This window comes from Aquidulcibacter paucihalophilus (assembly GCF_002105465.1).
In the GTDB taxonomy this organism is placed as follows: Bacteria; Pseudomonadota; Alphaproteobacteria; order Caulobacterales; family Aquidulcibacteraceae; genus Aquidulcibacter; species Aquidulcibacter paucihalophilus.
On sequence record NZ_NCSQ01000032.1, the window covers coordinates 1 to 13,529 of the forward strand.

Annotated in this window: 9 protein-coding genes and 1 tRNA gene; 6 read left to right on the forward strand and 4 right to left on the reverse strand. The window is 56.5% G+C overall.

The window, feature by feature from the left end:
• Window positions 1-328: transposase (locus tag B7364_RS02665; RefSeq protein ID WP_085338404.1), on the reverse strand; the 328-nt coding region annotated here is incomplete at its 3' end.
• Between the two features lie 308 nt (window positions 329-636).
• On the opposite strand from B7364_RS02665, the gene B7364_RS02670 reads away from it, so the two are divergent.
• The 6 genes from B7364_RS02670 to B7364_RS02695 all read left to right on the forward strand — a co-directional run bounded on the left by B7364_RS02670 (window position 637) and on the right by B7364_RS02695 (window position 11,538).
• Entirely contained in the window at window positions 637-978 is a 342-nt protein-coding gene (locus B7364_RS02670; RefSeq protein WP_085338405.1) for a hypothetical protein, read from the forward strand.
• Window positions 979-1,248: 270 nt separating this feature from the next.
• Window positions 1,249-2,238, forward strand: a complete 990-nt coding sequence (locus B7364_RS02675) for an ArdC family protein (protein ID WP_085338406.1) — start codon at window positions 1,249-1,251, stop codon at window positions 2,236-2,238.
• Window positions 2,239-2,565: 327 nt separating this feature from the next.
• Complete coding sequence (locus B7364_RS02680; protein WP_085338407.1) at window positions 2,566-5,229, forward strand: PD-(D/E)XK nuclease family protein; 2,664 nt, start codon at window positions 2,566-2,568, stop codon at window positions 5,227-5,229.
• A complete protein-coding gene (locus B7364_RS02685) occupies window positions 5,229-8,612 on the forward strand; it encodes a UvrD-helicase domain-containing protein (protein WP_085338408.1) in 3,384 nt (1,127 codons plus the stop codon). The genes B7364_RS02680 and B7364_RS02685 overlap by 1 nt, the downstream gene beginning before the upstream one ends.
• 552 nt (window positions 8,613-9,164) lie before the next feature.
• Window positions 9,165-9,560: a single-stranded DNA-binding protein gene (locus B7364_RS02690; protein ID WP_085338409.1), complete on the forward strand. Its 396-nt coding sequence runs from the start codon at window positions 9,165-9,167 to the stop codon at window positions 9,558-9,560.
• Window positions 9,561-9,927: 367 nt separating this feature from the next.
• On the forward strand, window positions 9,928-11,538 hold the full coding sequence (locus B7364_RS02695; protein ID WP_157893446.1) for a hypothetical protein: 1,611 nt from the start codon (window positions 9,928-9,930) through the stop codon (window positions 11,536-11,538).
• Window positions 11,539-11,758: 220 nt separating this feature from the next.
• Here B7364_RS02695 and B7364_RS02700 read toward each other — a convergent pair.
• The 3 genes from B7364_RS02700 to B7364_RS02710 all read right to left on the reverse strand — a co-directional run bounded on the left by B7364_RS02700 (window position 11,759) and on the right by B7364_RS02710 (window position 13,168).
• Window positions 11,759-11,848 (reverse strand) — tRNA-Ser (locus B7364_RS02700).
• Window positions 11,849-11,934: 86 nt separating this feature from the next.
• A complete protein-coding gene (locus B7364_RS02705; protein WP_085338411.1) occupies window positions 11,935-12,864 on the reverse strand; it encodes an alpha/beta fold hydrolase in 930 nt (309 codons plus the stop codon).
• A 7-nt stretch (window positions 12,865-12,871) separates the two neighbouring features.
• Entirely contained in the window at window positions 12,872-13,168 is a 297-nt protein-coding gene (locus tag B7364_RS02710) for an SCP2 sterol-binding domain-containing protein (protein WP_085338412.1), read from the reverse strand.
• Window positions 13,169-13,529: the final 361 nt, after the last annotated feature.

The following is a 13,529-nucleotide window of genomic DNA, read 5'->3' on the forward strand; positions in this document are numbered from 1 at the left end:
CTGACAACATAATGACAAGTGGGGCACTTACCGGTGCTGGCAAGGGTTCACATAAACCCCCATGGTCGCCAGTCGCAACTACCGGAACAAATGCCGGCGGCTCCGAAATCCGGCCAACCCCACCACCACGAGCCTGCGCCCGCCAAACGTAGATCTGACTTGGGTGAACCCCATAGCGGCGCGCAAGCTGCGTAATCACAGCCCCAGCCGCATAACTCTCTGCCACAACCGACCGCTTGAAATCATCAGAAAAGCGACGCCGACGACCCGTCTCCACAACATCAAGCCGACGCCCATATCCCGCTGCTACTGTCTGTAACGTCTCCATACGCACAGTAACTAGCCCAGTTCATACCTCAACGGTATGTGGCCCTCGGCGAATGGATACCAAGGATCTCTGTCTCTGGGCAGATTATTAGCAGAAACTTTGATGATTTCCTTAACGGCGATCACAAGGGCAAGCCATCCAGGATCACAAAGACCTTTCTCATTGGCAAAGGCAAACTCTTTCATTTCTTTGTCAGTTTAACCGGCGGCGACACCGACACGTCCGTTTGCCGGTCAAAATGGCTAGTGGGAAGAACCGCCAGACCCGGCGAGCACATCCTTGATGAGCTATCGTGAGGGGCGGATCCAATGTTCAAAATGACAAAACATGGAAGCGAGCGCTGTGCACAGCGGGGCCTTGATCCCAACCTTCTGGAAGTCGCGGCTGAAATTGGTGACTATGTTGATGGCCGAGGCTATTTGATCCGCGCTCGTGATGTCTGCGACGAGATATCGGCCCTAACGCAAGAGTTGAAACTGGCTAAGCGAAAAGGATTAGATCAGATGGTTCTCAATGACCGCTTAGCTGCCTTAAAAAAGATTAAGGGCGTCGTGCGCATTGTCGTTTCAAATGACAATCATCTCATCACAGCCTACCGCGCTAATCGACGAGACGAACGTGCATTTCTCAGAAGTCGCTGCAAACAATAGGTGCGCTCATCGGCAACCTGGTAACCGGAGTTCGAGAGCACACTAAGTCGTGAACTCACCCCCATCGGCCCAAAATCCCTGCACCCCTACCCGTCTGCCCGCAACCATTCGGTCGGGCGCTACGCTTCCGCCCCGGTCTAGACAAGGCAAAACCACCGGGGTGCGGGCAGGTTTTCAGGGGTGCGGTTTGTTGATCTCGGCCGATGGGGGCGGCGCGAGCTCATGGTGAGTATCGCGTAACGCAAGATCCCGTCGGCGGAGGTATCCGCCATGTCACTTTCACTTACTGCATCTCGTCATTCCCGCTATTCATCGGCGTCCGATGAAGTTCGTCTGACACCCCATGAGCGTGTCACCGCCCAGATAAGTGCTCTTCTGGAACGCGGTGTTCGCCCGTGGATCAAGCCATGGGATGATATTGCTCCGCCCGATGCTTTGGTCTTGCCCTTGCGTTCATGCGGGACACCCTATCGCGGGATGAATATCATCGCCCTATGGGCTGCCTCATTGGAAAGTGGTTTTAGGTCACGCCATTGGTTCACCTTCAAACAGGCCCTGGCCCTGAAGGCCTGTGTTCGCAAAGGAGAGCGCGGGTCCTTTGTCGTCTATTATGCCGAGGTGGGCGATAAGTCAGATGGTGATGGCAAGCCTTCTCGGGTTTCCAAGTCCAAGGGTGCCAATGGCGACGAGGCAGGTGAAGCCCGTCGTATTCTGCGCGGCTATACCGTCTTTAATGCCGAGCAAATCGATGGTCTACCGGAAACCTTCTATGCGAGTTCTGAAGCGCCGGTTGTTCCACGTACGCCAATCACCATCTCCGAAGATGAGACCCGTTGGGCTTCGCTCTTCGGCCGGATCCCCGTAACCCTTCGCCATGGTGGCAACCGGGCCTTCTACTCCAAGGCCGCAGACTTTATCCAAATGCCTATTCGCGAAGCGTTTCGCGATGGCAGCCAATATTGGGCAACGCTCGCTCATGAGACCGCCCATGCCTCCCGCCATGAGACCCGCCTCAATCGTGACTTTGGTCAGACCCGCTTTGGCGATGCAGGCTATGCCTTGGAAGAGCTAGTCGCTGAACTAGCTAGTGCATTCATTGGCGCGCACATTGGCCTGCCCACTGACCACCTTGAAGATCACGCCGCCTATATCGATGGCTGGCTTAAAGCCCTTGGCGACAATCCATCTTCATTCCTAACGGCCGCAAGCAAAGCACAAGCAGCAGCTGATTGGATTTTGAACGAAATGGGATTGGGGTGAGGCGGGCGTTCTTGGCAAGGCTTCAAATCTTTGGATGCTTGGAGAACTGAGACATCGAATTTTTTGATGCTGCTTGACCAGCTTACTCCAGCATACGAGCTGCCTGCAAATCGATGCAGACAGAATTCAAATGGACACATCTTTAAGGTGTGTATACTTTTCGTCCTTATCATCGAGTTACGTCAAACTGAGCCAAGCTTGGTGACAGGCAAGTCAGATGACCAAGACAGATTCAAAGAAAGAAATAATAAGCAAAGAGGCCGCGGCAGAATTATTCGATTGGCGACAAGACGGCACGCAAACAAAAAATAATCTGGGAGAGTGACGATGACCACCATTTCCATCCGGCGGACCATCGTCGCTCATGGCCGTTTGGCGGCACGGGAACTGCGTCTCCATGCGGCCCGACAGCGTCTTCACGGCGTGCAAATCATGTCATTCGAGCAACTTGCAGCTCGCTTGGCCGGTGGCTTCGCTCGTCCAATCGATGATGAGTCCTTACAAAACTCAATTCGGGCCGTCCTTCCGACCACGGCACTCGGGCAGTTAGAAAGCATCAAGGAGCTCCCCGGTATGGTCGATGCGGCCGCCGGAACACTCAAAAAGGTTTGGCGGGCAGGTATCGATTTGTCCAAACGCGCTGGCGAACACGGTCGCCTTGACTCTTTGGCGCGCCTAGAGGCAGCAGTTCTCACCCAGCTGCCGCCCGGCACCATGCGCCCCACTGATCTCGCAGCCCGCGCGCTAACACGGATTGCTAACGCAAAGTCGGTTTTGGGCCCAGTCGAGGTCGTCGGACATACCGAGCTTTCCCCTTGCTGGCGTCAGCTTCTGCAAGAACTCACAATACATACCCAAGTAAGTTGGACTGCCGGCCCTCGTGAGGTTCCCACTTGGCTGAACGAGTTAGATGTCACGATCAACCGCGAAGCCGCAACGGCCCCTACGATCAGCAAGATTAGCGCTGCGACGGCCTACCACGAAGCCATCGAGGCGGTTCGGTGGGCGCGGGGCTTATTGGCCTCTGGTGAAGTTGAACCTTCAGACATCGCGATCGCGGCAGCTTCAACCGGTGACTATGACGATTACTTCCTCGCTTTGCGAGCAGATGCGAACCTCGATTTCCATTTTGTCCACGGGATCAAGGCCACAGCAACCCGTGACGGCCAAGCCGCAGCGGCGCTCGCCGATCTCCTGATCCGTGGCTTCTCGCAGACCAGGATGCGCCGGCTCGCCGCATTGTGTGGTTCAGCCTCAGGCCCGTTTGTTTCCCTGCCACAGAGCTGGACGCGTGTATTACCCGCCGATGCACCGCTAGCTTCATTGGAAGCATGGCGACGCTTGCTGGAACGGCTGACCCCAGACGATTGGCCAGATGCGACCGATCATACGCCGACCTTGCGTGCCATCATCGATCTGTTGGCGAAGGGGCATCAGGCAGCCGAAGAGATCGGCTCATCCTTTTTGTCAGGTAACGCCCTAAAAATCTGGCAAAAAGCTCTATTGGCTGGACCTTCAGCGTCTATTGATGCGACGCTGGAGCGCTTGAGACAAAGCGACGGGCTTGAGGCCTGTGTTTCGGTGGCCTGGATGCCTGCAAACGAATTGGCGGCTTCGCCGCGTCGTTTTGTTCGGCTTATTGGTCTGACTTCGTCGCGATGGCCGCGCGGCATTTCCGAAGACCGTCTTATTTCCGATCATATCATCCCGAGCCGGGAGCTAGACCCGTTACCAGTCGGCACGGCAGATCAGCGAGATTTTGAAACCATCCTAGCCACGACTAGCGACCAAATCGTCATGTCGTTCGCGCGTCGTGACAGCCAAGGCCGCCAGCTAGGCGAAAGTGCGCTTCTCTACGCGGCATCTGACGAGCGCTATGTCCGCCGAAATGCAGTTCCAGCTCAGGCATTTAGCGAGACTGACCGGCTCATAGCCAGACCCCACGAGTTCGCAACGCACAACCAAGCCATTAGCGCTAAGGCGGCTTGGCAAAACTGGCGTCATAAGTCGATTACCCCACACGATGGTCTTGTCCGCGCCGACCATCCTCTCCTACTTGCCATCCTTGACCGGACCCAATCTGCCAGTTCGCTTCGTCTCCTACTTCGTAACCCACTCGGCTTTGTGTGGCGCTATGGGATGCAACTACGGATGCCAGAGAGTGGCACTGACCCGCTAGTTCTCGACGCATTGGCGTTTGGAGACTTAGTTCATATGACGCTCGAGCGAGCGCTTGCGATCCTCGAGAAAGCAGGGGGGCTCGCGTCGGCTGGAAAAGCAAAAATCGACAATGCCGTGCAGCAGGCTGTGATAACCGTGGCGAGCGTTTGGGAAAGTGAACGGCCTGTCCCACCGGCGTTAATCTGGCGGCGGACGCTCGATGACGCCCTACTACTTACTAAGAACGCGCTAACATACCGTGACGAACATCTGCCCGATGCCCGCTCGTTCGGCGAAGTCGCCTTCGGTGGGGCGAAGCCAAAAGTAGACGCCGCTAGCCCATGGGATCCAGAAACTCCCGTTACCATACCCAGCACCGGTTTTCGGATCAACGGCTACATCGATCGCCTAGACTTTGCTGGCGATGGCAAGCGCGCGCTTGTTCGCGACTATAAAACCGGAAAGCCGCCCAAACAGAATATAGGCATTGATGGTGGCCGCGAACTGCAACGCTGCCTTTATGCCTTTGCTGTCAAGGCGCTCCTTGGCGACGACGTGTCGATAAGGGCATCGCTATTTTACCTGCGCGATCAACTTGACCTTCAGCTTGATGATCCAGACTCGACACTCACCGAGCTCATCGGCTATTTGCAAGCCGCCCGGGCGAACCTTCAATCCGGTCAGGCATTCATCGGGCCGGACACAGGCGACACTTATGATGATCTGGCGTTCGCCCTGCCGGCCAATGCCGGTGCCACCTACTGCAAACGAAAACTGCCCGCTGCAAAGGATGCACTCGGCGATGCTGCGCTGGTCTGGGAGGCACAGTGATGACAGTTACTAGAAAAGCACTGAGCGACGACGCTGCCCGCTACACCGCCATTCGCGTTCATGATCGCTCGATCATGGTCGAAGCCGGTGCAGGGTCTGGCAAGACAGCCGTAATGGCGGGCCGCATTGCCGCCATGCTCGCCGAGGGAATCGCGGCCAAATCAATCGCCGCTGTCACCTTCACAGAACTTGCAGCCAGCGAACTGCTGATGCGGGTTCGCAAGTTTGTGACTGAGCTAAAGGCAGGGACAATTCCAGACGAATTGCGTATTGCGTTTCCAGACGGTTTGTCCGCGAAGCAAAACGATAACCTTGCGATCGCCGCAAACGAGATCGACGAGGTCACTTGCTCGACCATCCATGGCTTCTGTCAGCGTCTAATCAAGCCCTATCCGGTCGAAGCGGACATTGATCCCGGCGCGAGTGTGATGGACCGTAACCAAGCTGACTTGGCGTTTAATGAACTTGTCGAGAAGTGGCTGCGTGAACAGCTGTCGGGCGAAGAAGGTGGCATCATCGCAGAAATGGTGTTGCACGATCCCGGCACCACCGTTGAATTGATTCATGAGGTCGTCGACAACTTGCGCAAAAGCAGGACTATCTCGGCGCCGCCAGTTAGTGCCTTAGCCCCGCACTTACAGGCATTCCGCGACTCCGTTGTTAAATTGAACCACTTCATCCGCACCGCGCCAGCGGTAGAAGAAGAAACTGCCATGCTGGCCGAATGCTTCGCCGAGATGGCCAAGGGCCTTGATAGCGGACCAAGCGTCGAAACTCCGACTGGTTTAATACGATTGCTAGTTTCGTTGCCGCATCCCGACCTCTGCACGCAAAAAGGTTCATTCCTTGCTTATCAGAAGAAAGGCAAATGGGTCGAAGCCGCTAAGCGAGTAGGTTTGGCAAAGACTGATGGCGACCGGCTGAATGATGCGGCGAAAGAATTTTATGTCGCCTGCTGCCAGTCCTGGTATGATCTGATGCAGAACGTTGCCAGCAAGATCTTGAGCGACCTAATCGCTCAGGTAAAGCCGGTGCTGGACCAATTCCGCAACTATAAGCGTTCAACCGCCCTGCTCGATTTCGATGATCTGATCTTCGCGGCGCGGGATCTTTTGTGCGATCATGACGATGTCCGACGCTCCCTTGCTGCTCGCTTCAAACATGTCCTAGTCGACGAATTCCAGGATACAGACCAGCTTCAGATGGAAATATTCTGGCGCCTATGCGGTGACCCGCCGGCCGGCGTTGCAAGCGCGGAATGGCGGAAATTCGCCATCCGTCCTGGCGCGCTCTTCCTTGTTGGCGATCCAAAGCAAGCGATCTACAGGTTTCGTGGGGCCGATGTTGATGCGTACAAAATGGCGCGGGAGGCCTTTCTCACGCAGGACCCCAATGGTGTCATTACAATATCGACAAATTTCCGTTCCTGCGCGACGATCCTCACTTATGTAAACGAACGCTTCGAAATTCCGCTTTCGAGCGATGGTCAACCCGGATTCACTCCGCTCGACCCCCATCACGCAGATCGTAGCGAGGGCCTTTGTGTTGCCGCACTCGATGTCGCAGTAGCAGACGAGAATGGTAAGGCGTCGTCCGAACAGCAGCGCGATAGTGAAGCCGACGCAATCGCTCAAATGTGCGCCCGCTTAATTGGCAGCGAGATGATTCCTGATCGCCGTAACGGAACCAGTAATCTTTGCCGGCCCGGCGACATCGCTTTGCTTGCCCCTACCGGCACGGACATGTGGCGATATGAGGAGGCGCTCGAACGCTACGGCGTCCCGGTAGCTACTCAGGCAGGCAAGGGCCTTTTCCAACGTCAGGAGATTCAAGATCTGATCGCGTTGACGCGTGTGCTCGCCGACCGCCGTGACACCCTTGCTTTGGGTGCCTTATTGCGCGGCCCGCTCGTCGGTTTAACCGAAGAGGAACTGCTTGACATTATCTGGGCACTGCCGCGTGCCGAAGACGATCCGGAACGGTTGCCCCGTCTCGATTTGGGCGTCGACGTCGAACATATTGGGCATCCATTGGCGCGATCGACCATCGAGAAGCTGCAGTCACTCTATCGACAAGCCAACAGCACCACGCCGCACGACCTGATGTCGCAAGCCGTCGATGCGCTGCGGGTCCGTCCTATTATACTAGAACGCCATCGCGGCCAGGCAGAGCGGGCTCTTACAAATGTCGACCTCTATCTCAGTCTGGCCACGTCTTTTGCTGTTCGCGGCCTGCGCGATTTTGCCGAGGCGATGACAGCGGCCTGGACAGATGGGACCCGCGAGGTCGAAGGACGTCCTGACGCTCAAGAGGATGCTGTTGGGCTCTACACGATGCACGCGGCAAAGGGCCTTGAATGGCCGATTGTTGTCCCAATTAACACGATGACCGCCATCAAGTCACACGAGGGTGCCCTAACGGATCGTGATAACGACGTTTTATATTGCCCGATGTTTGGGGTGGAGCCGGTCGGCTATGACGCGGTGCGCGACAGAGAGAAAGCCGAACTCGACCGAGAGCGTATCCGTTTGTGGTATGTCGCAGCCACTCGCGCCTGTGAGCTTCTGGTGCTTCCGCGTCTCGACGCTGCTCCATCGAAGTCGGCTTGGATTTCGCTTCTGGATCTTTCACTTGCCGACCTGCCGTCGCTTGACCTCTCGCATTTTCCGCCCGGGTTCGAGTCCGCTGAGGGCGTCGAGACCAACGATCAGACGCGGGAAGTCTTCGCCGCTGGAGCAGCATCCATCCTAGCACGCCAACGTCATCTGGTCTGGCTCGCGCCAAGCCGCGGCGAAAGCGCAGCTGGATCAACTCTGACACGAGAGACGTCAGAGATCTGGGCAGAATCGGAGGCCGATCTGCCCGATGATGAAGCAATGTGGCCCAGTATTCAGGGAGGTCGCGAGCGGGGCCTGATCCTGCACAAACTGCTTGAAGAAGTTCTGACCGGCGAAACTCCTGACGATGCCCGAGCACTCATCGAACGCGCTTCAGACTTAATCGTCGAAATCGGCAAGCCAATCGCAGAAGACCCCGCCCAGGGTCTTTGTCCCGACGAGCTTGCCGGATGCGTAGTCCGTACCTTTGCAATCCCGGCGATTACTGAGTTGCGTCCGACTTTGGTGCCCGAATTGGCGGTATATGTGGCGTTGGACGTTAACGGCATCGAACATGCGACCTTTGGAATCGCCGACGCGACCAGCTTTGACAAAACTGGTAAGCCAAGGGCTGTCATCGACTGGAAAAGCGATGTGCAGCCGACAGCCGAAACCCTCAATCACTATCGGGCGCAGGTACAAGATTATCTCAAGATTACGGGCGCTGAACTTGGGCTAATCGTGTTGGTGACGACGGGCCAAGTCATTGCTGTTAGGCCCACGTGAGTGTTCGCGGCCGCTCGGCACTTTAGGCCGCCCTTTTTGTTGGACCATCGAGGTTGTTCAAAATGGCTTAGGGCAAAGTCATCGACGCATTTGTAAGCCGATACTCCCGACTGCACGCCCACTTATTCTTGGTCTTCCAGATTGCGCGATGATCGAATGCGAGGGAAACTAAGTGAGCTCGGACGTTGGTCTAGTGGTCTTGATCTCAGCATGCCTTCCTTAAGTCGACGATAGCTGTCGCATTGGCCTAAACCAAGTTGGTCCTTGATCTCCTTTGAATGGTCTGACTTGCCCGTCTAGACCCTTGTTGCCCGTCTCGGGAGACGCGTTGACGTGGCTTGAAAACTGCCTCCGGCGGCGTGTCCCACCATTCTTCGAATTCAAGGGTCCGAGTTGTCGCTGCGCTCCTGCCCGCGCCAAGCCCTTGTGTGCCACCAGGTCGGATTCCGCCCCTCGCCTTGTTCCGGACGCTGTTACGCCCCGTCGCCACCGCGACCCCCGGACCGGGACACCAACGGACGGGACAGCTTCAGACCAAACGGAGAAACCACCATGGATAAGGCCAATTTCGAAATCGTCGGAAACGTCGGCAAGATTGAGATCAAGACCTTCGGCAAGACCGGCAAACTCGCAACCCTCAGCGTCGCCACCTCCGAGCGCTGGAAGACCGAAGACGGCACCCAAAAGGACCGTACCCACTGGCACCGCGTCACCGTCTTTGCCCCCGCCATCATCGCCCGCATCGAAACGATGGTCCAAAAGGGCACCCGGGTTCGCCTCCTCGGTCGCATCCGCCCCAGCTCTTACGATGACGATCAAGGCCGCACCCGCTACGTCATCGAGTTTGTCCTAGGCCCCTTCAGCGAACTTGAAGTCCTCGCTCGCGGCAAAGCCAAAACCGAAGGCCCTGACACCGAAGCAGACCTGCCGATGGAGACCGCCGCATAGTCACTTCATCCTAACAAATTAGCCCAAGGGCGGAGCCTAACAGCTCCGCCCTTTTCGCGTGCTCGGGTCTAGGCTGGGCTTCGGTTGCTGCTTTTGAGTAGCTTAGGGCGATGACATGCCTTCATAAGGCTATCATTCCTCCAATGTGTTTCGTTTTGTGGTGATCTGTTTCGAAGCGGGGTCATAAGGGGAACAGAGGAGATATGAGAGAAGGAGAGGCAAGATAAAGGGAGAAATTTTTTGCTTTATCTTACTGATATTATTCGCAAAATAGGTGAATCTGATTGCGCCTCATGAATTGCCATGAATTACTGCGCCAATGGCTGGTTTCTGGGTCTTCGTGGGCCGCCATCTGGGAGTTGCGACCATGGCTTATGGCAGTCAGGATCAGGGTGATCGCGGTAGCAGATCAGAGCCGGTCTTCACGCTTCAGGAGCGCTTAAGCCTGCGCCTCGCTAGCCATGGGGCCGAGGCGCAGGCTCGCTTGCCAAGCCGTCTCAAGGGTGATGGCGGCTCTGTCCGGGCATCCCTTGCCCGCAAGCTTGTCCATGCAAAGCTCTTTGGTCGTGGGAGTGGTGCGGCGGCTGGTGGCTTTGTTGGTGGTGGTCCAGCGGCGAAGAATGGCAGGGTTGGTTCCATTAGCGTGCGGGCTTCCCAGCGCGTTGTGGTGAAGGCCTTTGTGGCCCGCCACAAAGGCTCCCGCGCTGTTGCCAATCCCGGCAAGGCCATCGTCCAACATGTGAAGTATCTAGCCCGCGAAGGGGTTGGCTTTGATGGGTCAGAAGCTCACTTCTATGGACCCGCTGGCGAGCTTGCCCCAGAGGCCGTCAAAGAAGCTACGCGAGCATGGGGCGATGATCGTCATCATTTCAGGCTGATCATCAGTCCAGAGCAAGCCGACAAGATGGAAGATCTTCAAGGCTATATCCGCGATGTGATGGGAGACGTTAGCCGTGATCTGAAAGAACCCGCCCTCACCTGGGTTGCTATCAATCATCATGATACCGATCAGCCCCATGCCCATGTCTTGATCCGGGGCATCAGAGCCAATGGCTCGACCTTGATCATCCCACGCGAAATGATCAGCCAAGGCATCCGCCAACGGGCAGAAAGCCAGGCTCAGAGCCTACTTGGCGATAAGACACGCACAGAGGCCGAACAACAGCTCTTTGGCCGTACACGGGCAAACTATTGGACTGACATTGATCGGAAGCTCACCAAGCTCGCAGAAGCCAATGGCGGGTTACTCGCCTCAGAAGAGCTTACCCGCACTGACACGTTTGGAGCCGTTGCTCGCGGTCGGATCAATCATCTTGAGCGGATGGGGTTGGTTACACGCTCCAAGGCTGGTGTCGCCTTTGCGCCAGATATGAAGCAGCGGCTTGACACCCTTCAGCGCAGCAAGGATGAGATCCGCTCCTATTGGGACCGGGAGCGCACGGCGGCCTTTGGGCAGCGGGGAGCACCCGAACAAAGCGTGGCCATGGAAAGCGAAGCTGCACCCTCGTCCCAACGCGAGGTCGACGCTTGCCCAGCTGTAGAGGTGGAGCAGCGCTTTGATCCAACAATCGACCGCCTCACCCCTCATGATGTCATTCTTGCGCGACGGGCAAATGGCGGAGACGCATCAGAACACCTTTCAGAGGCCATGGAGGCAGAACTGTGCGCTCGGGCAGATCATCTCATCAAGGCAGGCCATGGGGCCGCCCACGGCCGAGGAGTCGGATTCAAGGCCGAAAGCTGGTATGCTCTGCGCGACAAGGAATTCAAAGCCGCCGCCCGCGAACAATTGGGGCTTGAGCGCGGCTCTATCGGCGTCCAAGCCAATGCCTCGGAAGGAACCGTCCTCGGCCATATCGATACAGCTCTTGGCCGCCATGCTGTCATTGATCGCGGGGTGAATGTCATCGCTGTTCGCGAGATCCCCGGCGCTGAGCTGGCTCTTGGGCAGGTCTTAGGTGCGGGGATTGGCCGGTGACATATGTTGTTTGGACTAGTGCCAAAACTGCCACTACAGTGAAGTCAACGGTCCCTGCTGGACCTTCGCTAGCGTGTGAAACACTTCGAAACGGATCCACTTAACCGCCCTCAAAGCGGTCCCAACTGCAATTTGTTTGAAAATAAAATGTGGGTACCGGTGTGGGTACGGGGTGGTCCGATTTTTAAGTTCTTGAAAAATAAGCGAAAATCAGTCGAACTGGCGGACAGAGAGGGATTCGAACCCTCGATGGGCTTTCACCCATACACGCGTTCCAGGCGTGCGCCTTCAACCACTCGGCCACCTGCCCGTTCGAAGGCGCGGGTATAAACATCGTGGCAGACTAAGCAAGCCATCAATGCACACAAGAATGTAGTTGAGCGGTCTTTCGGCGCTTCAAGCCAGAAGTGGATCCACGAAAGCGTCAAAATGGGCCCAGAATTCAGCCCGGATGGCATCGACTTCGTGCAAAAGCTCGTGCTTCGAGCCGGCCACGACGCGTAAGTGCCCATGGGGTACTTGGCCGCAAATGCGCACATGGGCCGCATTGTCCACAATCGTCTCCCCTTCCGCACTGACCACCAAGATCGGCACCGTGATTTGACCCAAGCGGGCGGGGGTAAAGGCAGCCATCGTCTTGATGGCTTCCACTAACCAGCCATTGGTTGGCCCGGCAATCTGCAAGGCGGGCTGTTCCAACATCAAGGCATTATTGCGGGCAAAGCGCTTGGGATCATGGGTAACGTGATTGGCCTCAAAGGCCTCTGGCTGCCAGATGCTTGGCAAGGATGGCGCAACATCTTTGCCTTTACCGGCCGCGACCAAGGATTTAGCCAGAAGGCCCATACCGGGCGGGCCCAGAATGCCCCACATGGGTGCCGAAAAAGCCGCACCAACCACGTTTGGGATCGCACCTGTCAACAAAGCTTCCAAACAGATCGTGCCGCCCATGGAATGGCTCAACAAAATCCGCTTCCCGGTCAATCGATCCGCAACGGCCGCGACCGCGCGCGCCATATGATCGGTTGCTTTGGCAAAACTATCGAGATGACCAGCATGGGCGGTCGCACCCAATCGATCCGACCAGCCCTGCCCACGGTGATCAATGGTCAGAACATGAAAACCGCGCGCGAGAAGATCTGAAATCGTCTCGGCATATTTTTCAATATATTCCGTGCGGCCCGGCGCTAAGATCACGGACCCGCGCGGCTTATCCCCGGTATAGGGAACGAAGGCCGCGCGGATTGTTTTGTCGTCAGGCCCAAGGACGCGAAAGGTCTCAAGACCTGGGATCGCGTCTACAAAAGGGTCCTGAACCAGTTGCATCAGACGATTAGCCGATGATCGATTGCAGCTTCATGGCGATCGACATGTCGCCATCTACCTTCAGCTTGCCGCTCATGAAAGCGTTCATGCCGTTCAGGCGACCTTCGACCATATCAACGAAATCGCTGAGGGCGATTTTCAAGGTGCAGTCGGCTGGACCATCGTCATTGGTTACGGCATTGCCGTTCTTGCCATCGATGTGGATTTTGCCGGCATCGCCGAAATCAAACTTCACGGTGTTGCCGAAAGCTGGCTTGGCTTCGACACGTTCTTTCATACCAGCAGTAATTGTCGCGAGATCCATTTATTCCTCCCTGAGCGCATCCCGGAACTAGCTTGGGACGGCGCGGTGACTCCTTACTAGACCGGGACGAAGCCGAGGGGAAGCGGTACGTAACGTCAATTGGTGCGGCTATTTCCTTGCAAATGCAGATAACGCATGGCAACTCACGACAATGTCAAACGAAGTCAGTCCTTTCGGCACCTTTTCCCCATCGGCTTTTCAAAGTCGCGTCATCACCATGGCCCGAAGTTTTGATCCGGGACCTTTGAGCAAATTTGCCGCTTCGGTCGGAAAAAGGCTGATCTTTCCTGCGCTTACGGGACCGCTGGATTTGGTAACTTGGGGTGTGAAGACCCGGATCGACCCCCGGCGAAACGTGACC

What these genes read in the sequence shown, in the direction of transcription:
- B7364_RS02675 (WP_085338406.1), top strand. Translation starts at nt 1,249, where the DNA reads ATGTCACTTTCACTTACTGCATCTCGTCATTCCCGCTATTCATCGGCG.
- B7364_RS02710 (WP_085338412.1), bottom strand. Translation starts at nt 13,168, where the DNA reads ATGGATCTCGCGACAATTACTGCTGGTATGAAAGAACGTGTCGAAGCC.
- B7364_RS02670 (WP_085338405.1), top strand. Translation starts at nt 637, where the DNA reads ATGTTCAAAATGACAAAACATGGAAGCGAGCGCTGTGCACAGCGGGGC.
- B7364_RS02695 (WP_157893446.1), top strand. Translation starts at nt 9,928, where the DNA reads ATGGCTTATGGCAGTCAGGATCAGGGTGATCGCGGTAGCAGATCAGAG.
- B7364_RS02705 (WP_085338411.1), bottom strand. Translation starts at nt 12,864, where the DNA reads ATGCAACTGGTTCAGGACCCTTTTGTAGACGCGATCCCAGGTCTTGAG.
- B7364_RS02685 (WP_085338408.1), top strand. Translation starts at nt 5,229, where the DNA reads ATGACAGTTACTAGAAAAGCACTGAGCGACGACGCTGCCCGCTACACC.
- B7364_RS02680 (WP_085338407.1), top strand. Translation starts at nt 2,566, where the DNA reads ATGACCACCATTTCCATCCGGCGGACCATCGTCGCTCATGGCCGTTTG.
- B7364_RS02690 (WP_085338409.1), top strand. Translation starts at nt 9,165, where the DNA reads ATGGATAAGGCCAATTTCGAAATCGTCGGAAACGTCGGCAAGATTGAG.